This window comes from Streptomyces sp. NPDC002669 (genome assembly GCF_042889165.1).
Classification (GTDB): Bacteria; Actinomycetota; Actinomycetes; order Streptomycetales; family Streptomycetaceae; genus Streptomyces.
In genome coordinates, this window is the sequence record NZ_JBIAQQ010000001.1 from 117028 (window position 1) to 138641 (window position 21614).

A 21614-nucleotide genomic window follows, 5' to 3' on the forward strand; every position below is an offset into this window, starting at 1 on the left:
GTAACGAGTAGTGAGCAGTCCGCTCAACCGTTCGGTGGAAAGTGGCCGGGCGGTGCGTCGGGCGATGTGCCGGGCGGTGGGCCGGGGAGTGTCGGTGCCGCTTGTTACGTTCTGCCCGTGGGAACGGGCCGGGGACGGCCCGGGCGCGGGTGGCGAAGGCACTGCTGGAGGGCGTGTGGAAGCGGAGTTCGAGGGCGATTTCGAGACGCATCTGACGGTGCGGTTCGATCCCGGTGCCGACGGGGCGGAGGAGGACGCCCGCCTCGCGCGCTGGGCCCGGCGGCACGGTCTGAAGCTCACCCGCATCGTCCTGGACCGCGGCGCGGTGCAGGACCAGCCCATGCTGACCGAGCGGGGCCGGGGCGCGCTCTCCGGGCGGCGGGCCGCCGCGGGGCTCCGCGCGCAGGCTCTGCGGGCGGCGGGGTTCCCGGTCGTCCGGGTGAAGATCGAGGCCGCGCCGTGGAACGAGGACGTGCCGCGGACGGCCGACGAGGCCGCCGCGCTGTCCCCCGACTGCCACTTCGAGCACCACGTCAAGCTGCTGCTCTCCGGCGATTCCGACCTCGCCGCCGCACGGGCCGCGGCCGAGCGCCACGGCGCGCACCTGTCGCGCAACGCCCGCCGCACCGACGGACGGGGACGTCACGAGCGGTTCGTCACGCAGCGCTGCCGCGCGGTGGGCCGGCCCGGGGCCCGGGCCCGGCTCGACGCGCTCCTGCGCGCGCTGGAGGACGCCGGACTCGAAGTACTGGAGACCGAGGAGGAGTTCGTGGTGCACGACGACCATCCGGCGGTGGACGCGGGCTGGATCGACGAGCGGGTCGAGGTGGCGCCATGAGCACGGCCGACCGCCCCGTTCCCGGGGAGCCGAGGTTCGACGACCCGGCGCTCGCCCCGCGCTGGCGGGCCGCCCGGCGCGCCGCCCAGGACCATCTGCTGCACGTGATCGCCCGGTCGTCGTGGGGCGACCAGCTGGTCCTGCGCGGCAGTTTCCCGCTCCGGGCGTGGGTGGGCGCGGCGGCGCGGGAGCCGGGCGACCTGGACTGGATCATGTTCGGGCCGTCGGCGAAGGACTTCGTCGACGGTCTCGATCCCTACCCGTACGTCTCCGGGATCGAGGCGGTCCAGCACTGGCCGGAAGTCGCGCACGGCGCGGCCGCCCCCGAGCTGTGGACGGACGAGGAGTCCCACGAGACCGCCGGGGCCCGGCCCCTGCTCGCGCCCGAGGGACTGCACTGGATCGAGTCCGAGGAACTCGACGACTCCGAGGAGTCCGACGGGTCCGGGCGGTACGAGGACTTCGGGGGCATGTACGCGCCCCGTTCTCCCCTCGCCGAGGTCGTCGCCGCCCTGACGGCCGGTCCGCCGCCGCCCGGGGGGATACGCATCGATCCGGGCCTGGTGCGGGCGGACGACACATGGACGTACCGGGAGTACGAGACGCCCGGTGTGCGGGTCGTCGTGCCCTGGCGGGCCGACGGGCTGCCGCCGGGCGAGCTGGGAATGGACTTCGCCCGGGACGAGCGGCTGCCCCGGGCGCCGGTGTGGACGGCCTGCCCGCGCGGTGACGGCGGCCCGCCGACGCCGGTGCGCACCGCGGATCCGGGGCTCTCGCTGGCCTGGAAGCTGTTGTGGCTCGCCGAGGACCAGGAGGCGGAGGGCCGCTCGGCGGCCAAGGACCTGTACGACGCGGTGCTGCTCGCGGAGCACCCCGCGACGCGGCTCCCGCTCCGCCTGCTGCGCACCGTGCTCGGCCCGCACGCGGAGGGGTTCACGCCCCGGACGGTGCTGGACTGGCCGGTGGACTGGGCCGCGTTCCACGCCGTCCACCCGTGGGTGGACGGCGGGCCCGACCGGCTGCGGGAGCGGCTCGCGGACGCGCTGCCGCGCCTGCTGGAGGACGGCGCGGCTCGCGGAACGCGTCCTACGGCTGGACGGTGATCTCCCCGATGCCGGTGCCCAGGCTGCCGCAGTGCGCGGTGGACTGACCGGACTGGCCGGGGTTGAGCGTGACGTGTTCGCCGTCCACGTCCGGGGACCAGCCGCAGACCAGGTGCACCCAGAAGGTCTGCGTCGTGTTGCCGTTGTTCCGGCACAGCGCGAAGCCGGTGTAGTCGTCGATCTCGTGCTTTCCGGTATCGCAGGACAGGCCCGGCGGTGTGGCCGGGGGCGTCAGGGCGGTGGCGGCGGTCACGGGCACCGCGAGCGCGGCGGCCGCTCCCGTCACGACGACGCCCCGCAGCATCGCCCTGGACGCGCTTCCCATCGACAGCTTCATGTCTTCCCGTTCCTCCTCGTCGGTGGTGGTCCGGCGTCGGCGGGCCCGCCCGTGGCGGCCCCGGCGACGGCGGGCCGGTACGCCGACAACCGTCCCCACCCCTCATGCCGCAAAACCGGGCAGAACATCACGCTGTGTGCATTCCTGCCGTGTTCCTCCACCGCGCGGCCGATCCGCCCCCGGCGTACGCTCAAAACCGTCGGGTCCGCACACCTGAACAGGCCCGACGGGCCCTACGAGGGAGGCGACGTGACCGGTCGACGCATCCGCACGCGCCGGGCCGTCCGGGCGGCGGTCATCGCGCTGGGGATCACCGGCGGCGTCCTGGGCGGGGGTGTGGCGGGGGCCGACGACGGCATCGACGACCTCTCCGCGCAGCAGATCGCGGACCGCTCCCGCGACGCCCTGCTGAGCGCCCGTTCCCTGCACCTCAGCACGCGCGGCGACCTCGGCGACGGCGGTCCGCCGATGAGGCTGGAACTCACCCTGGACCGGGACGGCAACTGCAACGGCTCGGTGGACCTCGGCCGGAGCCGGGGTTCGGTCCGGATCGTGAAGCGCGGCGACGACGTCTGGGTCAAGCCGGACGCGGACTTCTGGAAGAACCAGGTCCCGGGCGGTGGTCCGGCCTTCGCCGCGATCCTCGACGGGCGTTACATGAAGGGCTCGGCCGACGATCCGCGGCTGCGCGGCCTGGCGGACGGCTGCGACCTGGACACGTTCCGGAAGCTGGTCGCCGACAACGCGGACAACGACCGGGGCACGCTGAACAAGGGCCGCAGGACCACCCTCGCCGGGACTCCGGTGATCCCGCTGACCCGGATGCGGGACGACCGGACGCTGACGACGTACGTCGCCGCCACGGGCAGGCCGTACCCGCTGCGGATCACGGTGCGCGGCGCCGGGGCCGACGCGGTCGTGGGCTTCTCGGCCTTCGACAAGCCGGTGCCCACGACCACGCCGCCCCCGGACGAGACCTACGACATCGACGCCCTGCTGGGCCGCACGAGCGCGCCGGTGTGATCCCCGGGCCCGCGGGGGCCGGGCCACGGGCCCGGGCTCCGGGCGGGCCGGTGCGGCGGGAGCGGTCGGGCGGTCGGTGCCGTCGGGCACGGGGACGGCGGCGAGGACGGCGTCCCACTGCGCCCGGAGTTCCTTCCCGCGCTCGGGCCCACCGCTCCGGGGCCGGTGGGCGAGGTGCAGGACATTATTTTTGTATGCGCTTTCATCGACGGGGGCGAGACGGTACGTTGGTCCGCACCCGGCCGGAACCGGCCCCGCCCCGCCCCGTCCTGCCTCCCGGCCCCTCCCCCGCCTTCCAGCTCCCCGGAGAAGCACTTCCATGTACCGCGCCGTGTCCCGGCGCCGCCAGGCGCTGTTCCTGCTCTTCCTGCTCGCCGGGATCTCGATGTCGTCATGGGTGACGCGCACGCCCGAGATCCGGGACCGGCTGGGCGTGTCCACGGCTCAGATGGGCCTGGTGCTGTTCGGCCTGTCGCTCGGCTCGATGCTGGGCATCGTCTCCTCGGGCCGGCTGGTCTCCCGCTACGGGACCCGGCCCGTCATCGCCGGGGGAACGCTGCTGCTCCTCATCGGGATGGCCACGATCTGCGCGGGCAGCGCCGCCGCGTCCGTACCCGTGGTGACGGCGGGCCTCTGCGCGTTCGGTGCGGGCATGGGGACCAGTGACGTGGCCGTGAACGTCGACGGCACGGACGTCGAGCGGATCAGCGGTACGACGACCCTGCCCGCCCTGCACGGCTGCTTCAGCCTGGGCACCGTTCTCGGGGCCGGTACGGGCATGGCGGTCACCGCCGCCGGGTTGCCCGCGCACTGGCACCTGGCCGGAATCACCCTGCTCGCCACCGGGCTCTTCCTGTACGCGATGCGCGCCGTCCCGGCGGGCACCGGCCGCCTCACACCCGGCGGGGCGGGACAGGACGGCGAGGACGGACCGCACCCGGCGGTGTGGAAGGACGGGAAGCTCCTCCTCATCGGCGCGATCGTGCTGGCCATGGCGCTGGCCGAGGGCTCCGCCAACGACTGGCTGCCCCTGCTGATGGTCGACGGCCACGGCGTGGACGCCACGACCGGCTCCCTCGTCTACGCCGGGTTCGCCGCCGCCATGACCCTGGGCCGCTTCACCGGGGCGTTCTTCCTGGACCGTTTCGGCCGCACCGCCGTCGTGCGCTCCAGTGCCGCCCTCGGCGCACTCGGGCTGCTCGTCGTCATCGTCTCCGACAGCGCCGTCCTGGCCGGTGCCGCCGTGCTGCTGTGGGGCCTGGGCGCCTCGCTCGGCTTCCCGCTCGCGCTGACCGCCGCGGGGGAATCCGGGCCCGGCCCGACGGCCCGGGTCGGTCTGGTCGCCACCATCGGCTACCTCGCCTTCCTCGTCGGGCCGCCCGGTCTCGGCTTCCTCGGCGACCACATCGGCCTGCGGGCCGCCATGTCCGTCGTCCTGGTCTGTGTCGCCTGCGCCGCCTTCGCGGCCCCGGCGGTCGAACCGCGCCCCCGCACCACCGGTACGGCACCGGTGGCCGGGGGCGGGCCGGCACCGGCTCCCCGGTCGCGGGTGGACGGCTGACACCGGCCGGCCGCCGGAGCGCACCGGGGTTCCGTGCCCTCAGCCGTCGTCGGCCGTCCGCCGTCCCGCTCCCGCCGTCAGCGCCACGTACACGACCAGGGAGACACCGAGCCCGACGGCCCAGCCGTAGTCCGCGAGGGGCTTGAGGAACGGGACGAGGCCGTCGGTGGGGAACGGTCCGGCCTTGTTCCCCTCCGCGTCGAGCGTCGAGTAGGACCCGCCGACGGCGAGCACGCCGCCGATGACGAAGGCGGCGACGGCCCGCCAGTTCCAGCCGCGCGTGTACCAGTACCGCCCTCCGGCCACGTACAGGTCGGCGAGGTGCAGCACGGTCCGGCGGATGATCCAGTAGTCCGCGATCAGGATGCCGGCCACCGTGCCGAGCAGTCCGCCGACCACGCCCAGCCAGGTGAAGATGTACAGCTCGGGCGTCGAGGTCAGCTTCCACGGCATGATCAGCACCCCCACGACGCCCGTGATGAGCGCGCCGGTGCGGAAGTTGATGAGCTTCGGCGCCAGGTTCGCCAGGTCGTACGCGGGAGAGACCACGTTGGCCGCGATGTTCACCGAGATCGTCGCGACGAACACGGTGACGAGGGCGAACAGCAGCCCGAAGACGCTGTCCGTCTTGGCCGCGAGCTCGACCGGGTCCCAGACCGCCGCCCCGTACACCTTCTCCGAACCCGCCGTCACCAGCACCGACATGAGCGCGAACGCCGTCATCGTGGTCGGCAGGCCGAGGGTCTGCCCCCACACCTGGGCGCGTTGTCCCTTGCCGAAGCGGGTGAAGTCCGGGATGTTCAGCGACAGCGTCGACCAGAAGCCGATCATGCCCATCAGCCCCGGGAAGAAGACCTTCCAGAAGTCCGCGCCCCAGCCGACCTTCGACGGCTCGTGCAGCAGCGGGCCGAAGCCGCCCGCCTTGTTCGCGATCCAGATCAGCAGCACCGCCGCGCCGACGAGCACGAACGGCGCCGCCCAGTTCTCGAAGCGCCGCAGGGTCTCCATCCCCCGGTAGATGATGGCGAGTTCGAGCGCCCAGAACAGGACGAAGCAGAGCCACAGCGTCCACGGGTAGCCGCCGACCTTCCCCGCGTCGGCCCAGCCGCCGAAGATCTTCCCCAGCAGCAGGAAGATGCCCTGCCCGCCGATCCAGGTCTGGATGCCGAACCAGCAGCAGGCCACCGCGGCGCGCACCATGGCGGGCAGGTTCGCGCCGCGTATCCCGAAGGAGGCGCGGGCCAGGACCGGGAAGGGGATGCCGTACTTCGGCCCGGCGTGCCCGGTCAGCAGCATCGGCGCCAGCACGATCAGGTTCGCCAGCGCGATCGTGAGGACCGCCTGTTTCCAGTCCATGCCGAGCGCGACCAGGCCGGAGGCCAGGGTCCAGGACGGGATGCAGTGGGCCATGCCGATCCACAGGGCCACGAAGTTGTACGTGGTCCAGCGCCGCTCGGCGACCGGTACGGGACGCAGGTCCTCGTTGGCGTAGCGGCTGCCGGAGGGGTAGGCGTCGGCGGGGAGTTCGACGCCCGCCCCTCCGGCCGGTATCGGGGAGGGGGACGGGGGTGGGACGGTGTTGGTCATGGGCAGTCCGTTCGATGGGATGCCACGGGCCCGACGGGCCCACGGGGAACGAAGGAACATGGCCGTGCGGGTGCCGTGAACTGCCGTGCCCGGTCGGGGCCCGAGCGGTGGCCGGAGGAGCGGTGGCCGGGGTGCGAACGGTGTGCGCGGTGGTCGGGACGGGACGTCAGGCGTCGAGGGCGGGGATGACGTTCTGGCCGTACTCGTCGATCACCGACTCCTTCGCGTCGTGCATCGCGTACAGCGCGAACTGGTCGACGCCCAGGTCCCGCAGCGCGCGCAGCTTCTCGACATGGGCCTCGACCGGGCCGATCAGGCAGAAGCGGTCCACGATCTCGTCCGGCACGAACTTCGTGTCGGGGTTGCCGGAGCGGCCGTGGTGCGCGTAGTCGTACCCGTCGCGCGCCTTGATGTAGTCCGTCAGTTCCTGCGGCACCAGGCCCGAGTCCGAGCCGTACTTCTCCACCAGGTCCGCGACGTGGTTGCCGACCATGCCGCCGAACCAGCGGCACTGCTCCCGGGCGTGGGCGAGCGCCTCGGGCGAGTCGTCCGCCGTGACGTACGCGGGCGCGGCGACGCAGATCTTCACCTCCGAGGGGTCGCGCCCGGCGGCGACGGCCGCGTCGCGCACCGCCTTCACCATGTACTCGGTGAGGAACGGGTCGGCGAGCTGGAGGATGAAGCCGTCGGCCTCCTCGCCGGTCATCTTCAGCGCCTTGGGCCCGTACGCCGCCATCCACACGGGGACCTCGGCGCCCTCCCGCACCCAGGGGAACTTGACGACCGTGCCGCCGAGGTCGGCCTCGTCGCCGCGGCCCAGGGCGCGGATCGTCCTCATCGCCCCGCTGATCCTGGCGAGCGTGTTCGGCTTGCGCCCGGCGACGCGCATCGCGGAGTCGCCCCGCCCGATGCCGCAGACGGTGCGGTTGCCGTACATGTCGTTGAGGGTGGCGAAGGTGGAGGCGGTCACCTCCCAGGTGCGGGTGCCCGGGTTGGTGACCATCGGGCCGACGACGAGGTTCTCGGTGTGTTCGAGGATCTGGCTGTAGATGACGAACGGCTCCTGCCACAGCACGGCGGAGTCGAAGGTCCAGCCGTGGCTGAAGCCGTTGCGTTCGGCGCGGCGCATCAGGCCGACGACGGCCGAGGCGGGCGGGTCGGTCTGCAGGACGAGTCCGAAGTCCATGTGAGGCCCCTCATGGGTCGAGTCCGGACCGGCGGTCGCGGTCGCGCCGCGGACCGCCGGACGATCCACACGTGTCTGCTTGCCTGCCGGGGCCGGATGCCGTGGGCGGCGCACCGCCCGCCGCGGCACCCGGCGTGCCGGGCCGGTCAGTCCAGGTACTGGCAGAGGCCGCGCGGGGTGTACACGCCGTGCCCGGCACGGCCCGTGAACTCCCGCTCGGTGATGACGGGTTCGCCGCGCGACAGGACCGTTTCCACCCGTCCCGTCAGCCGCTTGCCCTCGTACGCCGAGTAGTCGACGTTCATGTGATGGGTCTCGGCGGAGAGGGTCTGCTCGGCGGCCGGGTCGTAGATGACGATGTCGGCGTCCGTGCCCGGCGCGATGGTGCCCTTCCTCGGGTACAGGCCGAACATCCGGGCCGGTGCCGCGCAGGCGATCTCGATCCAGCGGCGCCGCGAGATGTGCCCGTCCACCACCGCCTGGTGCAGCAGGTCCATCCGGTGCTCCACACCCGGCATCCCGTTCGGGATCCTGGAGAAGTCGCCGCGGCCCATCTCCTTCTGGCCCGAGAAGCAGAACGGGCAGTGGTCCGTCGACACCACCTGGAGGTCGTCGGTGCGCAGCCCCCGCCAGAGCGCCGCCTGGTGCTCCTTGGGCCGCAGCGGCGTGCTGCACACGTACTTCGCGCCCTCGAAGTCGGGCTCGGCGAGGTTGTCCGTCGACAGGAACAGGTACTGCGGGCAGGTCTCCCCGAAGACCGGCAGGCCCTCGTCCCGGGCCCGCGCCAGCTCGGCCACCGCCTCCTGCGCCGACACGTGCACCACGTACAGCGGCGAGCCCGCGACCTGCGCCAGTTTGATCGCGCGGTGCGTCGCCTCCGACTCCAGCAGCGCCTTGCGGACCTCTCCGTGGTAACGCGGATCGGTCTCGCCGCGGGCCAGTGCCTGTTCCACCAGTACGTCGATCGCGATGCCGTTCTCCGCGTGCATCATGATCAGCCCGCCGTTCCCGGCGGCCCGCTGCATCGCCCGCAGGATCTGCCCGTCGTCCGAGTAGAAGACCCCCGGGTACGCCATGAACAGCTTGAACGAGCTGACGCCCTCCTCGACGAGCCCGTCCATCTCCTTCAGCGTCGACTCGTTCACGTCCGCCACGATCATGTGGAATCCGTAGTCGATGGCGCAGTTGCCGTCGGCCTTCGCGTGCCAGGTGTCCAGCCCCGCCCGCAGCGCCGCTCCCTTGGACTGCACCGCGAAGTCGATGACGGTGGTCGTGCCGCCCCAGGCCGCGGCCCTCGTGCCCGTCTCGAACGTGTCCGACGCGAAGGTCCCGCCGAACGGCATCTCCATGTGCGTGTGCGCGTCGATCCCGCCCGGGATCACGTACTTGTGCGACGCGTCGATGACCCGGTCGGCAGTCCACTGCTGGCTGCCCGGTGTCGCCAGCGCCACCACCCGGCCGTTCTCGATGAGCACGTCCGCGTGCAGCTCCTCGGCGGCCGTGATCACAAGGCCACCGGTAATCAGAGTCCGAGTCATACCTCACAAGTCCCTTCACATCGCGTCCGCCGGGGAGCGCGGCTGTCTCCGGCCGTGCCGCGGCGGACGGCCCGGCCGGTCGGAACACACGGGCGTCCGGGCAGCGGCCGGTCGGCGGGCCCGGACGCCCGTGTGCTCACCCGGCCGCCCCGGGGCCGGTGCCGATGGCGTCGGCGGCGCGGAGGCCGTGTGCCGCGGGGGCCACGGCACGGGCGCCCCCGGTGCGTACGGCGGCACGGCTCCCGCCGGACGCGACGCCGGTGGGACCGCCGTGGAAAACGGCGCGGCTCATGTACCCCTCCTCACTGTGGCGGAATGGGTCTACGCACGTAGATGAGGTGCGTGATGAAGAACGTAGAAGTGGGTTACCCACTGTGGCAATACCGCTGCCGCTAACCGCTGAAGACGTTTCTGTTTCCTCCGCCCGACACTCCACCGGCCCACACCGCGCCGTGGACCGGCACCGTCCGCGGGCCGGCGCGGGTGCGCGCGCGGACCGGCCCGGGGGGCGTGGACCCGTCCGTGGGGTCGTGGACCCGTTCGCGGGTAACGAATTGATGACGGGTCTGGTCCAGATGTCGGATACGGTTCATGCGCCCGTCCCGTACGCGGCGTGATCCGATCACCACCGGGGGCCAGCCTCGAACACACCACCGGACGCCCCCCGTTGTCCGGTGCCCCTCGACCGATCCCGGAGGATCACGTGTCCCTGTCGCGCTCCGCGCGTACGGTGCTGGCCACCGCAACCGTCGCCGCCGTCGCCCTGCCGCTCGCCACCACCGCCGCCCACGCCCAGAGCCCCACGTCTGCGTCCGCCGCCCCGTACGCCGGTCTGCCGTCCGGCACCAAGCAGGCGAAGACCCTGGTCATCGGCATCGACGGCGCCACCTTCGACGCCTTCTCGCGCGCCGACGTGCCGCGCATCGAACGGCTGATGGCCGACGGGCTGACCGCCCGGAGCAACCTGTACGCCAACCCGATGGCCCCGACCGTCTCCGGTGCCGGCTGGTCGTCCATCGCCACCGGCGTCTGGCCCGACAAGCACAACGTGAAGGACAACAACTTCACGAACCCGAACTACGACCGGTACCCGGACTACGCGACCCGGCTGGAGACCGCGGACCCGGCCACGTCCACCCTGGTCGTCGGCACCTGGAGCCCGATCCCCCAGACCGTCTTCGGGGCGAGGACCGACCTGCGGACAGCGGGCGGCAACGACGAGGGCACCACCGCCAAGGCCGCCGACTACCTCGCGCACGGCAACCCCGACTCCACCTTCGTCCACCTCGACGAGGTCGACGGCGCGGGCCACAGCACCGGCTCCTCCAGCGCCGCCTACCTCAAGGCCCTGAACACCGCCGACGCCCAGGTGGGACGGCTGCTCGACGCCGTGGCCTCGCGGCCGACGTACGTCCAGGAGGACTGGCTCGTCGTCGTCACCGCCGACCACGGCCACACCCCCACCGGCGGGCACGGCGGCAACACCCCGCTGGAACGCGGCACGTTCGTGATCGCCAAGGGCAAGGGCATCCGGCCCGGCTCGGTCCGCCACGACGTCAAGATCACCGACATCGCGCCCACGGTGCTGCGCCACGAGGGCGTCGCCACCGACCCTGCGTGGGACCTGGACGGCACCTCGCTCGCCGAGCCGGAGACGGACGCCTTCGACGCGCTGCGCCCCTCGCTGCGCGGGCCCGTCGACGAGACGAAGCTCCCGGCCGACGCCAAGGGGTGGACGAACACCGCGCCCAAGGGCTGGTCCATCGACAACTCCCGGATGCCGGCCGGCGGTGTCACCGAGTGGCGCGGCTGGGCCTTCGCCACCGACGAGTTCTGGACCGAGGCCGAGCGCGGCCAGGGCCGCGAGACCAACGTCCGCGCCCGCGACGTCTTCGCGGTCGCCGACTCCGACGAGTGGGACGACAGGGCGCATGGCGCCGGGCAGTTCGACTCCACCCTGATCAGCCCCGCGTACGAGCTGAACGGCGCGGCGACGGCGACCGTCTCGTACGCGACGAACTACCGGGTCGACGGCCCGCAGACCGGTGACGTGTACGTCTCGTACGACGGCGGCGCCCCGCAGCCCGTGAAGTCGTACCGGGCGAACAGCAACACCGTGGAGCGCCTGGAGCTGGCCGTTCCGGCGGGTGCGCGGACGGCCCGGCTGAGCTTCCGCTACACCGGTACGAACAGCGCCTTCTGGACGGTGGACCGGGTCGCCCTCGACCAGCCCGCCCCGCCGTCGCAGCTGGCCGTGGCCTCGCTGACGGCCGGGAGCAAGCTGCTCGGCCGGCCCGGTTCCGACGCGCCCTGGAAGGTCACCGTGGACGGCGTGGTGCGCACCGCCCAGGGCGCGCCGGTCAAGGGCGCGGAGGTCACCGCCGAACTGACGTCCGGCGGCACGGTGCGGAAGCTGACCGGCAGCACGAAGAAGGACGGCTCGGTCCGCTTCAAGGCCACGGTGGGCCGGGGCGTCGCCGAGGCGTCGCTGCGGATCACCGAGGTGCGCTACCGGGACCTGGCGTACCACGGCGAGCTCGACCCGGTCCGCAGCCTGGACCTCACCCGCCCCACCGGCAACCGCGGCTGACCGGCCGGGCGGCCCCCGGAGCCACCGGCCGGGGCCCGCCCGCCGCCCGGTCCACCGAAGCCGACGGGCCGGTCCGATGCGGGCCGATCCACCCGCACCGGCCCGGCCCGCCCGGTATCAGGCCACCGACCGAAGGGCCTCGGCCAGGATCCCGGCCCCCTCCTCCGCTTCCGGGATGGTCAGCGAGAGCGGCGGCGCGATCCGCAGCACACTGGTGTTGTGGCCGCCGCCCTTGCCGATGAGCAGTCCGCCCTCCCGGGCCGCCTCCAGCACGGCCGCGGCCGCCTGCGGGTCCGCCTCGTCGGTGCCGGGCCGCACCAGTTCGATGCCGATCATCAGGCCCCGGCCGCGCACCTCCCGCACGTGCTCCGAACCCGCCGCGATCGCCCGCAGCCGCTCGATCAGCAGCCCGCCGACCCGCCGGGCGTTGCCCTGGAGGTCGTGCTCCAGCAGGTACGAGAGGTTGGCCAGGCCCGCCGCCATGGTGACCGGGGAACCGCCGAAGGTCGAGATGGAGTTGGCGTCCAGGCAGTTCATGACCTCGGCACGGGCCACCACCCCGCCGATCGACATGCCGTTCCCGATGCCCTTGGCGAAGGTGAGGATGTCCGGCGGCCCGTTCCGGCCGTGCGCCTGCCAGCCCCAGAAGTGCTCGCCGGAACGGCCCCAGCCGGTCTGCACCTCGTCGGAGATCCACAGGACGCCGTGCCGGTCGAGGACCCGGCGGAACTCCGCGTACAGCCCGTCGGGCGGCGAGGTGAACCCCCCGACGCCCTGGATGGGTTCGGCGATCAGCGCGGCCGGGGTCCGGGTGTGGCCGAGCAGGTCCTCCAGGTCCGCGACGCAGGCCGCGACGAACTCCGCGTCGCCGAGGTGCGCGTACGGCCCCCGGGTGCGGACACCACCGTGCACGTACAGCGTCTGCAACGGCGACAGACTGGTGGGCGACCAGGCGTTGTTGCCGGTGATGGAGACCGCGGAGAAGGACCTGCCGTGGTAGCTGTTGCGCATCGCGAGGACCTGGTTCGACTTGCGGTACGCGGTGGCGAGCAGCAGCGCCGTGTCGTTGGCCTCGGTGCCGGAGGTGGTGAAGAAGACCCGGGCGTCCGGGATTCCGGAGAGCGCGGCGATGCGCTCGGCCAGCTCGACCATCGGCCGGTTGAGGTAGAGCGTGGAGGAGTGGATGATCCGCCCCGCCTGCTCGGCGACCGCCTTGGTCACCTCGGGCAGGGCGTGGGCGGTCATGGTGGTGAGGATGCCGCCGAAGAAATCGAGGTAGCGCCGGCCGTCGGCGTCCCAGACGTGACGGCCCTCGCCGTGGGTGATCTCCAGGGGCTTCTTGTAATAGAGCGCCAGCCAGTCGGGGCAGACGGCGAGATGGCGGTCGTACAGACTGCTCACGGCTCCACCAGTCCCTCGTACGCGTCGGGGCGGCGGTCCCGGTAGAACGCCCACTGCTGCCTGACCTCGTCGATGAGGCCGAAGTCGAGGTCGCGGACGACGAGTTCCTCCTCCTTGTCGCTGGCGACCTCGCCGACGAACTGGCCGCGCGGGTCGACGAAGTAGCTGGTCCCGTAGAAGTCGTTGTCGCCGTACTCCTCCTGGCCCACGCGGTTGATCGCGGCGATGAAGTATTCGTTGGCGACGGCCGAGGCGGGCTGTTCCAACTGCCAGAGATAACCGGAGAGACCGCGCGAGGTGGCCGACGGGTTGTACACCAACTGGGCTCCGTTGAGTCCGAGTTGACGCCAGCCCTCCGGGAAGTGGCGGTCGTAGCAGATGTAGACGCCGACCTTGCCGACGGCGGTGTCGAAGACCGGCCAGCCGACGTTCCCGGGCTTGAAGTAGTACTTCTCCCAGAAGCCCTTGACCTGCGGGATGTGGTGCTTGCGGTACTTGCCGAGATAGGAGCCGTCGGCATCGATCACGGCGGCGGTGTTGTAGTAGAAGCCCGACTGCTCGACTTCGTAGACCGGCACGACGATCACCATGCCGGTCTCCCGGGCGAGGTCCTGCATCCGGCGGACGGTCGGCCCGTCCGGCACGGCCTCGGCCCAGCGGTAGTGCTCGGGTTCCTGCACCTGGCAGAAGTAGGGGGCGTTGAACACCTCCTGGAAGCCGATGATCTGCGCACCCTGACGGGCGGCCTCGCGTGCGTGTTCCTCATGCTTGGCGATCATGGATTCGGTGTCGCCGGTCCAGGTCGCCTGGACGAGTGCGGCGCGTACGACTTGGGACATGAGCTGCTCCTTCGACGCGGCGTCAGAGAGCCTCAACGCGTTTTCTACGCCCGTAGACACGGACGTAGAGGAGAACGTAAGCCCCGCCACACAGCGGGGCAAGACCATCGCCGTGAACCGGCGGAGTCGATCTTGTTTCACACCCGTGCGGTCCACACGCTCCCCGGCCCCCGCCACTGGAAAGCAGGTGCCGTTCCGGGGCCGCGGAGACGGGGCCGACCGGGCGGGAGGGGCGACCGGACGCCCTCCTCCACCACCGCCCCGTCACGGCGGGCCGACGGGACCGGTGGACCGGGCGGGAGCCGCGTCGCCGACGGGGCCCGGTCGGCGGGGGACGCGCGGTTTGTATTCTCGGCGGGAGCCCCGTCCGTGCGGCACCTGCGAGAGGAAACACCATGACCACCGAGCTGAGCCCCGAAGCCCTCACCGGGCTCCTCGACCGGGCCCGCCAGGACTACCGGGACCTGGTGGGACTCGGGCTCTCGCTCGACCTCACCCGGGGCAAGCCGGCGCCCGAGCAGCTCGACCTCTCCGATGACCTGCTGAGCCTGCCGGGCGGGCGGCACACCTCCGCCGACGGTACGGACGTGCGCAACTACGGCGGCCTGCAGGGGCTGCCCGAACTGCGGGAGATCTTCGCCGACGTGCTCCAGGTCCCGGTGGGGCAGCTGGTCGCGGCCGGCAACTCCAGCCTGGAGCTGATGCACGACTGCCTGGTGCACGCCCTGCTGAGCGTGCTGCCGGGCGCCGAGTCGCGCTGGGTGGAGCAGGAGCGGATCGCCTTCCTCTGCCCGGTGCCCGGTTACGACCGGCACTTCGCACTCTGCGAGCGGTTCGGGATCGACATGATCCCGGTGCCGATGACCGCCGAGGGTCCGGACATGGAGGCCGTGGAACGGCTCGTCGCCGAGGACCCGACGGTCAAGGGCATCTGGTGCGTACCGAAGTACAGCAACCCGGACGGCGTCTGCTACAGCGACGCGACCGTGACCCGGCTCGCCTCGATGGACACCGCCGCTCCCGACTTCCGGATCTTCTGGGACAACGCCTATGCGGCCCATCACCTCACGGACGAGCCCGTCGAGATCGCCGATCTGCTCGCCGCCTGCGCCGCTGCGGGCAACCCCGACCGGGTGTTCGTGTTCGGTTCCACCTCGAAGATCACCACGGCGGGCTCGGGCGTGGCGTTCTTCGGCTCCTCGTCCGCGAACGTGCAGTGGCTGCTCGGAAACAACTCCAAGCGGTCGATCGGCCCCGACAAGGTGAACCAGCTGCGGCACGTGCTGTTCCTGCGGGACGCCGACGGCGTGCGCCGCCACATGGAACACCAGCGCGCCCTCCTGCAGCCGAAGTTCGAGGCGGTGGCCCGGATCCTGGCCGCCGAGCTCGGCGACAGCGGACTGGCGTCCTGGACCTCGCCCAGGGGCGGGTACTTCGTCACACTGGAGGTCCCGGACGGCTGCGCCAAGGAGGTCGTGCGCCGCGCCGCCGAGGCGGGCATCGTGCTGACCCCGGCCGGCGCCACCCACCCGTACGGCGACGACCCGCGCGACGCGGTCATCCGCATCGCCCCCAGCTACCCGGGCCTCCCGGAGCTGGAACAGGCGATCTCGGGGCTCGCCGTCTGCGTCAGGCTCGTGGGCCACGAGCAGCGGGCGGGCCGGGAGTAGTCGCCCCGCCGTATGCCCGCGCCGCCCCCGGCGCGGGCGTACGCGCCGCCCCGGGCCGCGACCGCTCCGCCCCCGGCCGGAACGGCGGAAGCTGCCGCACCCGCTACCGGAGAGGAAGCTCGACGCCTCGTTCGTCCTCGGGGCGGGGGCCGAAGATCCTCCGGTCGGCCGCGTCGATCCGCAGGTCGTCGATGCTCGCCTCGCGCCGCTCCATCAGCCCTCGCGGATCGAACTGCCACAGCTCGTTGCCGTAGCTGCGCCACCACTGGCCGGCCGCGTCGTGCCACTCGTACTGGAACCGGACCGCGATGCGGTTCCCGTGAAATCCCCACAGGCTCTTGCGCAGCGCATAGTCGAGCTCCCGCTCCCACTTGGCGGTCAGGAAGCGGACGATCTCCTCGCGCCCCGTCACGAACAGGTCCCGGTTGCGCCAGGCCGAGTCGGGGGTGTAGGCCGCCGCCACGCGGTGCGGGTCGCGGGTGTTCCACGCGTCCTCGGCCGCCTGCACCTTCTGGAGCGCGGTCTCTTCGGTGAACGGCGGAAACGGCGGTCGGGACTCGCTCACAGGTACCCCCTCAAGGAGAACGTACGTTCTCAACTGGTTTCGACTACCCTAGAGAACGTCCGTTCTCAACGTCAAGGAGGTCCCTGCGTGCCGGCCCCGATCAGCGAGGAGCAGACGTCCCGCGACCGCGAAGCGCTTCTGGCCGCCGCCGAGGCGCTCTTCTACGAACGCGGCGTCCAGGCCGTCGGCATGGACGCCGTACGCGCGGCCGCGGGGCTGTCGCTGAAGCGGATCTACGCGCTCTTCGCGACGAAGGAGGACCTGGTCGTCGCGGTGCTGCGGCGCCGGGACCGCCGGTGGCTGACGGACCTCGCCGAGTACGTGGAGCGGCGCGAGGACCCCCGTGAACGCGTCCTGTCGCTCTTCGACTGGCTGGAGCGGTGGTTCGCGGAGCCCGGCTTCCGCGGCTGCGCCTGGATCAACGTCCATGGCGAGCTGGGCTCCTCCTCGCCCGCGGTCCTCGCCGAGGTGCGTGCGCACAAGAAGGCGTTCCACGACCGGATCACCGCATGGGTCGGTGCGGCCACCGACGCCCCGGCCGAACCCGTGTGCCTCCTGGCCGAAGGGGCGATCGTCACGGCATCTGTCACGGGGGACCCCCGGGCCGCCCGGGCCGCCCGGACGGCCGCCGGAACGCTCATCGGCCGACCGCCGGAAATATCCCGGTCCGGCCGCACACGGCCCGCCTATGCGGGGGTTGAGGAACATCGGAACGAAAACCGGCGCTAAGCCTCGATCGGCCCTGGTGGGTGGCTGACGGAGCGTCGACGGCCGGACCCGTCTGAAGTCTTCCCGCAGATGACGCCCTATTATCTGCGGGATCGCTGATCATGACCTGCGGCGACGTCCTCGGGGCCGTGCGCGAAGCGGCCCCGTTATCTGCGGCAAGGGGGAAGCGGTGCCCGCCGTCGTACGACTGCCCGCAGGGAAGGCGTTGACCGTCCGCGCGGCGGCCGACGTGTTCCTCGACTCACTCGACAACGCGAACACGCTCCGGTCGTACGGCATCGGCGTCGGCAAGACCGCCGAACACCTCGGCGAGGCCCGCCCGCTCGCCACGGTCGCGGACGACGAGATCGGCGGCGCCCTCGAACAGCTGTGGGGCGAGGCGGCGGTCAACACGTGGAACGTCCGCCGGGCGGCGGTGCTGTCCTGGCTGGGCCGGTGTGTCGAGCGCGGGTACGACGGCCCGAAGGTGCCGACCTGGGTGAAGCGGATGCCCCCGCCGGACTCGGAGGCCCCGGCCCGCTCGAAGATGGCGGTCGACCGGCTGATCGCCCGCCGCGACGTCCATCTCCGGGAGAAGTCACTGTGGCGGATGCTCTACGAGACCGTCGCGCGGTCGGAGGAGATCCTGGGCGTCGACATCGAGGAGCTGGACCTTGCCGGGCGCCGGGCTCCGGTGAAGGCCAAGGACGCGAAGCCGCGCACCCGCCGCCGCGGCGTTCCACGCGAGGACTACGTCATGGAGCCCGTGTACTGGGACGCCGGCACCGCCCGCCTGCTGCCCCGGCTGATCAGGGGCCGCACGCGCGGGCCGGTGTTCGTCACCCACCGCAAGCCGGGTCCCAGCAAGGTCCTCGCGCCGCGTGACGTGTGCCCGGACACCGGGCTGGTCCGGCTGTCGTACGGTCGGGCCCGCGCCCTGCTCGACGCCCACACCGCAGTCGGCGGGGTGCCGGGCACGGGCTGGGACCTGCACGAATACCGCCATTCTGGCCTCACCCACCTCGGCGAGGCCGGGGCCGGCCTGCCCATGCCGATGGCGAAGTCCCGGCACAAGAAGCCGGAGAACGTACGGCGCTGCTTCCACCCCTCGGCGGAGGCGATCGCCGAGGTCACCAGCCTGCTCGCGCCCGGAGACAGCAGACGCTGAGGTCTTAGCCAAGGCTGAAGCGTACGACCGAAACTCGTCGACTTCGCCTATGCGGCGGGGTTCGTGAGCAGGAGCCGGGCGAGCCAGTCGGTGCGGGTTCGGCGGGCTGTGGCCGAGATGTGTGCCTGCGGGTACAGGGCGTCGAATCCGTGGAAGCCGCCTGCCCAGACGTGGAGTTCGGCCTGGCCGCCGGCCGCCCAGATGCGGGTGGCGTAGTCGGTGTCCTCGTCGCGGAAGACTTCGGCGGAGCCGTTGTCGATGTAGGTGGTCGGCAGGCCCCCGAGGTCGTCGGCCAGGGCGGGTGAGACGTATGCGGGTACCTCGTCGTCGGTGAGGTCGCCGAGAAGGCAGCGCCATCCGAATGCGTTCATCTCGCGGGTCCAGACGCCGGGCCCGTTCGAGTACTGGAGGCTGGAGGTGGTGGTGTTGCGGTGGTCGAGCATGGGGCCGATCAGGACTTGGGCGGCGATCGTCGGGGTGCCGAGGTCGCGGGCCAGCAGGGTGACGCCGGCGGCGAGGCCGCCGCCCGCGCTGGCGCCTGCGACGATGATCCGGGCGGGGTCGATGCCCAGTTCGGCGGCGTGGTCGGCGATCCAGAGCAGTCCCTGGTAGCAGTCGTCGACCGGGATGGTGCCGGTGGACTCGGGCGCGAGCCGGTAGTCGACGGAGACCACGACGGCACCGAACTCGTCGAGCCACTCCAGCGGGATGTCGATCTGTGAGAAGCGGTCGCCCATGACCATCCCGCCGCCGTGCATCCAGTAGACGCAGGGTGCGGCAGCGGTGCGATCGCTGTTCGCGGGGCTGAAGACGGACAAGGGGATCGGGGTGCCGTCCGGACTCGCAACGGTGACCTCGCGCCGGTCGATAGCGCGACCTTCGAGGAGGGGTTCGACGGGCATCGAGGAGAAGGGGCGTACCTGCGCCAGCACTTCCGGGCTGAGCTGGGACATCAGCGGCATGTCGGCCAGGAGTTCATGCAGTTCGGGGTCGAGGGAGGGGCGTGCTGTGGTCATGGTCGTTGCCTCTCGTGGGTGGTGGCGGGACGGTCGGGCGAGGACGGGGGCCACCTCGGTGGGCACCGAGGCGGCAGAGGCAGGGGTGTGGGGTGTTCGGCGAGTCAGAGGGCGGATTTGCCGCGGACCGGAACGTAGTCGGTGTACTCGGAGTCCTTGGCGAGCAGCGGGTCGATCTGCGCCACGATGGCCTGGGCGGTCTTGCCGGCGAAGACGCGGTGGTGGTCCTCCTCGCTGGTCCAGCCTTCGGCGACGTGGACGACGTCGGGGTCGGACGCGGAGCGGGAGACGAGGTAGACGAGGCAGTATTCGCTCGCGCCGGGGCTGCCCTCGTTCAGTCCGGTCAGCAGCAGGTCGACGAGCTGGTCGCCCATACCGGGCCTGGCAGTCAGAGTGGCGCCGAAGCCGTAGTTGGCAATCATGGATTCCTTCTCTTCCTCTTCGATGATGGAGTGCGGTGATTCCATTCAAGCGGGTTGACCTGCGGAAACGTTAGACCGATACTCGTTCGCACTTGCACGATCCTCGCTACTTCGGGAACCGCGGCGCGGAATGGTGCTGCAATGGACGCATGTACCTCGAAGAACTCCGCACCCTGCTGGCCCGCCATGCGCGGCCCGACTGGACCACCGCCGTCGACGGCGTCCTCATCTCGAAGGTCGACCGCCCTGATCCGCCGACGCCTTCGATGTCCGGCACGCTCCTGGCGGTCATCGCGCAGGGCGCCAAACGCCTCGCCCTGGGTGAGAGGGTGTTCGAGTACGGGCCCGGGCAGTACCTGGTCGCATCCGTCGATCTGCCTGTCACAGGGCAGTTCACCCAGGCCGACCCCAAGCAGCCGGCGCTGGGGTTCGGTCTCGTCCTGGAACCGTCCGCCGTTGCCGAGCTGCTGCTTGAGGCCGGGCCCGGAGACGCCCCCCGGAGCAGCGGGGGCGTGCCGTCGGGGATCGCCGTCAGTGACGCTCCGGCCGCGCTGCTGGACGCGGTGGTCCGGCTGTTGCGCCTGCTCGACGAGCCCCGCGACCGGGCCGTACTGGCCCCGCTGGTCAAGCGCGAGATCCTGTGGCGTCTGATCACCGGCGAGCAGGGTGCGACGGTTCGCCAGCTCGGCCTGGCCGACAGCAGCCTCAGCCACATCTCGCGGGCCGTGCGCTGGATCCGCGAGCACTACGCGCAGCCCTTCCGGGTCGAGGACGTGGCGCGGCATTCCGGCATGGGCGTCTCCGCCTTCTACCGCAACTTCCAAGCGGTGACCGCGATGAGCCCCATCCAGTTCCAGAAGCAGATCCGGCTCCAGGAGGCCCGGCTGCTGCTCGCCACCCACCCCGGAGACGTCACCGGAGTCGGCCACCGCGTCGGCTACGACAACCCGTCGCAGTTCAGCCGGGAGTACCGCCGCCAGTTCGGCGCGCCCCCCAGCCAGGACGCCGCCCGCCTGCGTCAGGCCGTGCGTGCACCGGCAGGTCTCCTGCCCTGAGCTGGGTGGGCTTTACTGGAGGATCGTGCAAGGAGTAGCGAGGATAGTTCTACTATCTCCGCAGGTCAGAACGATTCAATGGGATCACCGGTTCTCCCGTGGAGCAGGAAAATGCCTGTCCACCCGTATGGATCCCACCACATCGCAAAGGGGCACAGCATGAAGACAGTTCTGATCACTGGTACCTCATCCGGGTACGGGCGGGAGACCGCCCTCTACTTCCACTCGCAGGGGTGGAACGTCATCGCCACGGTGCGGACGCTGCGTCCAGGCGTCCTTCCTGAGTCGGACCGGCTCCGCGTCATCGAGCTCGACGTGACCAGGCCCGAGAGCATCACCGCCGCGTTCGAGGCAGCTGGGCCCATCGACGTCCTGGTCAACAACGCGGGCGTCCCATCGATCAGCGTGTTCGAGGGCACCCCCATGGCCCGAGTGCGGGAGGTCTTCGAGACCAACACGTTCGGCGTGATGGCGACGACGCAGGCGGTGCTGCCCCAGTTCCGCGAGCGCGGCTCCGGCGCGGTGGTCAACGTGACATCCAGCGTGGTGCTGGGCCACATGCCGCTCTCGGCCGTCTACAAGGCGAGCAAGATGGCCATCGAGGGGTTCACCGCATCCCTCGCGCTCGAGCTCGCGCCCTTCGGTGTACGGGCGAAGACGGTCCAGCCGGGCGCCTGCCTGACGACGAATTTCGCGGCCAACGCGACGAAGGGCGCCCCGCTGGACGAGTTGGTCCCGGCGCCCTACGCACCATGGGCGAAGAAGGCCATGGGCGACTTCACGGGCCAGGACCTGTTCACCAAGGAGAGCGACGTCGCCGAGACAGTGTGGCGAGCCGTGCACGACACGACCGGCCAGCTGCGATTCCCCGCCGGCCCCGACGCGGTCTCGCTCTCCCAGGCGAAGTGATCAGCCAGCAGGCAAGGTCACGCCGCATTGATACCAGGAGCCGGCCCCGCGCCCACGCGCCGGGTCGGCTCGCCGTCGGGCGCTCACCCCGATGAACG

General features: G+C 71.7%; 20 protein-coding genes. 10 read left to right on the forward strand and 10 right to left on the reverse strand.

Annotation, left to right across the window (positions count from 1 at the left end; genetic code table 11):
• Window positions 1-175 precede the first annotated feature (175 nt).
• Window positions 176-838, forward strand: coding sequence for a hypothetical protein (locus ACFYW1_RS00510; protein ID WP_388985178.1), 663 nt, complete (start codon window positions 176-178; stop codon window positions 836-838).
• Window positions 835-1941 (forward strand): nucleotidyl transferase AbiEii/AbiGii toxin family protein, encoded by a 1107-nt coding sequence (locus tag ACFYW1_RS00515; protein WP_388985180.1) that lies wholly within the window; start codon window positions 835-837, stop codon window positions 1939-1941. Before ACFYW1_RS00510 ends, ACFYW1_RS00515 begins: the two co-directional genes overlap by 4 nt.
• Here ACFYW1_RS00515 and ACFYW1_RS00520 read toward each other — a convergent pair.
• Window positions 1925-2278 (reverse strand): hypothetical protein, encoded by a 354-nt coding sequence (locus ACFYW1_RS00520; protein WP_384221300.1) that lies wholly within the window; start codon window positions 2276-2278, stop codon window positions 1925-1927. The genes ACFYW1_RS00515 and ACFYW1_RS00520 overlap by 17 nt on opposite strands.
• 249 nt (window positions 2279-2527) lie before the next feature.
• Between ACFYW1_RS00520 and ACFYW1_RS00525 the strand changes: the two genes are divergently transcribed.
• A complete protein-coding gene (locus tag ACFYW1_RS00525) occupies window positions 2528-3301 on the forward strand; it encodes a hypothetical protein (RefSeq protein ID WP_388985182.1) in 774 nt (257 codons plus the stop codon).
• Window positions 3302-3491: 190 nt separating this feature from the next.
• Window positions 3492-4862: an MFS transporter gene (locus ACFYW1_RS00530; protein ID WP_388985184.1), complete on the forward strand. Its 1371-nt coding sequence runs from the start codon at window positions 3492-3494 to the stop codon at window positions 4860-4862.
• 39 nt (window positions 4863-4901) lie between these two features.
• Here ACFYW1_RS00530 and ACFYW1_RS00535 read toward each other — a convergent pair whose 3' ends face one another.
• The 4 genes from ACFYW1_RS00535 to ACFYW1_RS00550 all read right to left on the reverse strand — a co-directional run bounded on the left by ACFYW1_RS00535 (window position 4902) and on the right by ACFYW1_RS00550 (window position 9465).
• Window positions 4902-6449, reverse strand: a complete 1548-nt coding sequence (locus tag ACFYW1_RS00535) for an NCS1 family nucleobase:cation symporter-1 (protein WP_388985186.1) — start codon at window positions 6447-6449, stop codon at window positions 4902-4904.
• Window positions 6450-6615: 166 nt separating this feature from the next.
• Window positions 6616-7635 carry a TIGR03842 family LLM class F420-dependent oxidoreductase gene (locus ACFYW1_RS00540; protein ID WP_388985188.1) on the reverse strand — a complete coding sequence of 340 codons (1020 nt, stop codon included), beginning with the start codon at window positions 7633-7635 and terminating at the stop codon, window positions 6616-6618.
• Window positions 7636-7781: 146 nt separating this feature from the next.
• On the reverse strand, window positions 7782-9173 hold the full coding sequence (gene hydA, locus ACFYW1_RS00545; RefSeq protein ID WP_388985190.1) for a dihydropyrimidinase: 1392 nt from the start codon (window positions 9171-9173) through the stop codon (window positions 7782-7784).
• Window positions 9174-9309: 136 nt separating this feature from the next.
• A complete protein-coding gene (locus ACFYW1_RS00550; protein WP_388985191.1) occupies window positions 9310-9465 on the reverse strand; it encodes a hypothetical protein in 156 nt (51 codons plus the stop codon).
• Between the two features lie 411 nt (window positions 9466-9876).
• Here ACFYW1_RS00550 and ACFYW1_RS00555 point away from each other — a divergent pair, with 411 nt between their 5' ends.
• A complete protein-coding gene (locus ACFYW1_RS00555) occupies window positions 9877-11763 on the forward strand; it encodes an alkaline phosphatase family protein (protein ID WP_388985193.1) in 1887 nt (628 codons plus the stop codon).
• A 117-nt stretch (window positions 11764-11880) separates the two neighbouring features.
• Here the strand turns inward: ACFYW1_RS00555 and ACFYW1_RS00560 are convergent, their stop codons facing one another.
• Together ACFYW1_RS00560 and ACFYW1_RS00565 are read right to left on the reverse strand one after the other, a co-directional pair.
• Complete coding sequence (locus tag ACFYW1_RS00560; RefSeq protein ID WP_388985195.1) at window positions 11881-13164, reverse strand: aspartate aminotransferase family protein; 1284 nt, start codon at window positions 13162-13164, stop codon at window positions 11881-11883.
• Complete coding sequence (locus ACFYW1_RS00565) at window positions 13161-14003, reverse strand: nitrilase-related carbon-nitrogen hydrolase (protein ID WP_148840210.1); 843 nt, start codon at window positions 14001-14003, stop codon at window positions 13161-13163. The genes ACFYW1_RS00560 and ACFYW1_RS00565 overlap by 4 nt, the downstream gene beginning before the upstream one ends.
• A 395-nt stretch (window positions 14004-14398) precedes the next feature.
• On the opposite strand from ACFYW1_RS00565, the gene ACFYW1_RS00570 reads away from it, so the two are divergent.
• On the forward strand, window positions 14399-15673 hold the full coding sequence (locus tag ACFYW1_RS00570) for an aminotransferase class I/II-fold pyridoxal phosphate-dependent enzyme (RefSeq protein WP_388985197.1): 1275 nt from the start codon (window positions 14399-14401) through the stop codon (window positions 15671-15673).
• A 103-nt stretch (window positions 15674-15776) separates the two neighbouring features.
• Here ACFYW1_RS00570 and ACFYW1_RS00575 read toward each other — a convergent pair whose 3' ends face one another.
• On the reverse strand, window positions 15777-16238 hold the full coding sequence (locus tag ACFYW1_RS00575; protein WP_388985199.1) for a nuclear transport factor 2 family protein: 462 nt from the start codon (window positions 16236-16238) through the stop codon (window positions 15777-15779).
• Between the two features lie 87 nt (window positions 16239-16325).
• Between ACFYW1_RS00575 and ACFYW1_RS00580 the strand changes: the two genes are divergently transcribed.
• Both ACFYW1_RS00580 and ACFYW1_RS00585 read left to right on the forward strand, forming a co-directional pair.
• Window positions 16326-16967, forward strand: coding sequence for a TetR/AcrR family transcriptional regulator (locus ACFYW1_RS00580; protein ID WP_388985201.1), 642 nt, complete (start codon window positions 16326-16328; stop codon window positions 16965-16967).
• A gap of 169 nt (window positions 16968-17136) precedes the next feature.
• Window positions 17137-18114: a site-specific integrase gene (locus tag ACFYW1_RS00585; protein ID WP_388985203.1), complete on the forward strand. Its 978-nt coding sequence runs from the start codon at window positions 17137-17139 to the stop codon at window positions 18112-18114.
• Window positions 18115-18161: 47 nt separating this feature from the next.
• Here the strand turns inward: ACFYW1_RS00585 and ACFYW1_RS00590 are convergent, their stop codons facing one another.
• Both ACFYW1_RS00590 and ACFYW1_RS00595 read right to left on the reverse strand, forming a co-directional pair.
• On the reverse strand, window positions 18162-19130 hold the full coding sequence (locus ACFYW1_RS00590) for an alpha/beta hydrolase (protein WP_388985205.1): 969 nt from the start codon (window positions 19128-19130) through the stop codon (window positions 18162-18164).
• Between the two features lie 104 nt (window positions 19131-19234).
• Window positions 19235-19552 (reverse strand): putative quinol monooxygenase, encoded by a 318-nt coding sequence (locus tag ACFYW1_RS00595; RefSeq protein WP_388985207.1) that lies wholly within the window; start codon window positions 19550-19552, stop codon window positions 19235-19237.
• 149 nt (window positions 19553-19701) lie between these two features.
• On the opposite strand from ACFYW1_RS00595, the gene ACFYW1_RS00600 reads away from it, so the two are divergent.
• Both ACFYW1_RS00600 and ACFYW1_RS00605 read left to right on the forward strand, forming a co-directional pair.
• Window positions 19702-20607, forward strand: a complete 906-nt coding sequence (locus ACFYW1_RS00600; RefSeq protein ID WP_388985209.1) for an AraC family transcriptional regulator N-terminal domain-containing protein — start codon at window positions 19702-19704, stop codon at window positions 20605-20607.
• 159 nt (window positions 20608-20766) lie between these two features.
• A complete protein-coding gene (locus ACFYW1_RS00605) occupies window positions 20767-21516 on the forward strand; it encodes an SDR family oxidoreductase (RefSeq protein WP_388985211.1) in 750 nt (249 codons plus the stop codon).
• Window positions 21517-21614: the final 98 nt, after the last annotated feature.

Excerpts from the sequence above, each read along its gene's own strand:
- hydA (WP_388985190.1), bottom strand. The coding sequence starts at position 9,173 with ATGACTCGGACTCTGATTACCGGTGGCCTTGTGATCACGGCCGCCGAG.
- ACFYW1_RS00565 (WP_148840210.1), bottom strand. The coding sequence starts at position 14,003 with ATGTCCCAAGTCGTACGCGCCGCACTCGTCCAGGCGACCTGGACCGGC.
- ACFYW1_RS00520 (WP_384221300.1), bottom strand. The coding sequence starts at position 2,278 with ATGAAGCTGTCGATGGGAAGCGCGTCCAGGGCGATGCTGCGGGGCGTC.
- ACFYW1_RS00605 (WP_388985211.1), top strand. The coding sequence starts at position 20,767 with ATGAAGACAGTTCTGATCACTGGTACCTCATCCGGGTACGGGCGGGAG.
- ACFYW1_RS00540 (WP_388985188.1), bottom strand. The coding sequence starts at position 7,635 with ATGGACTTCGGACTCGTCCTGCAGACCGACCCGCCCGCCTCGGCCGTC.
- ACFYW1_RS00590 (WP_388985205.1), bottom strand. The coding sequence starts at position 19,130 with ATGACCACAGCACGCCCCTCCCTCGACCCCGAACTGCATGAACTCCTG.
- ACFYW1_RS00595 (WP_388985207.1), bottom strand. The coding sequence starts at position 19,552 with ATGATTGCCAACTACGGCTTCGGCGCCACTCTGACTGCCAGGCCCGGT.
- ACFYW1_RS00515 (WP_388985180.1), top strand. The coding sequence starts at position 835 with ATGAGCACGGCCGACCGCCCCGTTCCCGGGGAGCCGAGGTTCGACGAC.
- ACFYW1_RS00550 (WP_388985191.1), bottom strand. The coding sequence starts at position 9,465 with ATGAGCCGCGCCGTTTTCCACGGCGGTCCCACCGGCGTCGCGTCCGGC.
- ACFYW1_RS00600 (WP_388985209.1), top strand. The coding sequence starts at position 19,702 with ATGTACCTCGAAGAACTCCGCACCCTGCTGGCCCGCCATGCGCGGCCC.
- ACFYW1_RS00570 (WP_388985197.1), top strand. The coding sequence starts at position 14,399 with ATGACCACCGAGCTGAGCCCCGAAGCCCTCACCGGGCTCCTCGACCGG.
- ACFYW1_RS00535 (WP_388985186.1), bottom strand. The coding sequence starts at position 6,449 with ATGACCAACACCGTCCCACCCCCGTCCCCCTCCCCGATACCGGCCGGA.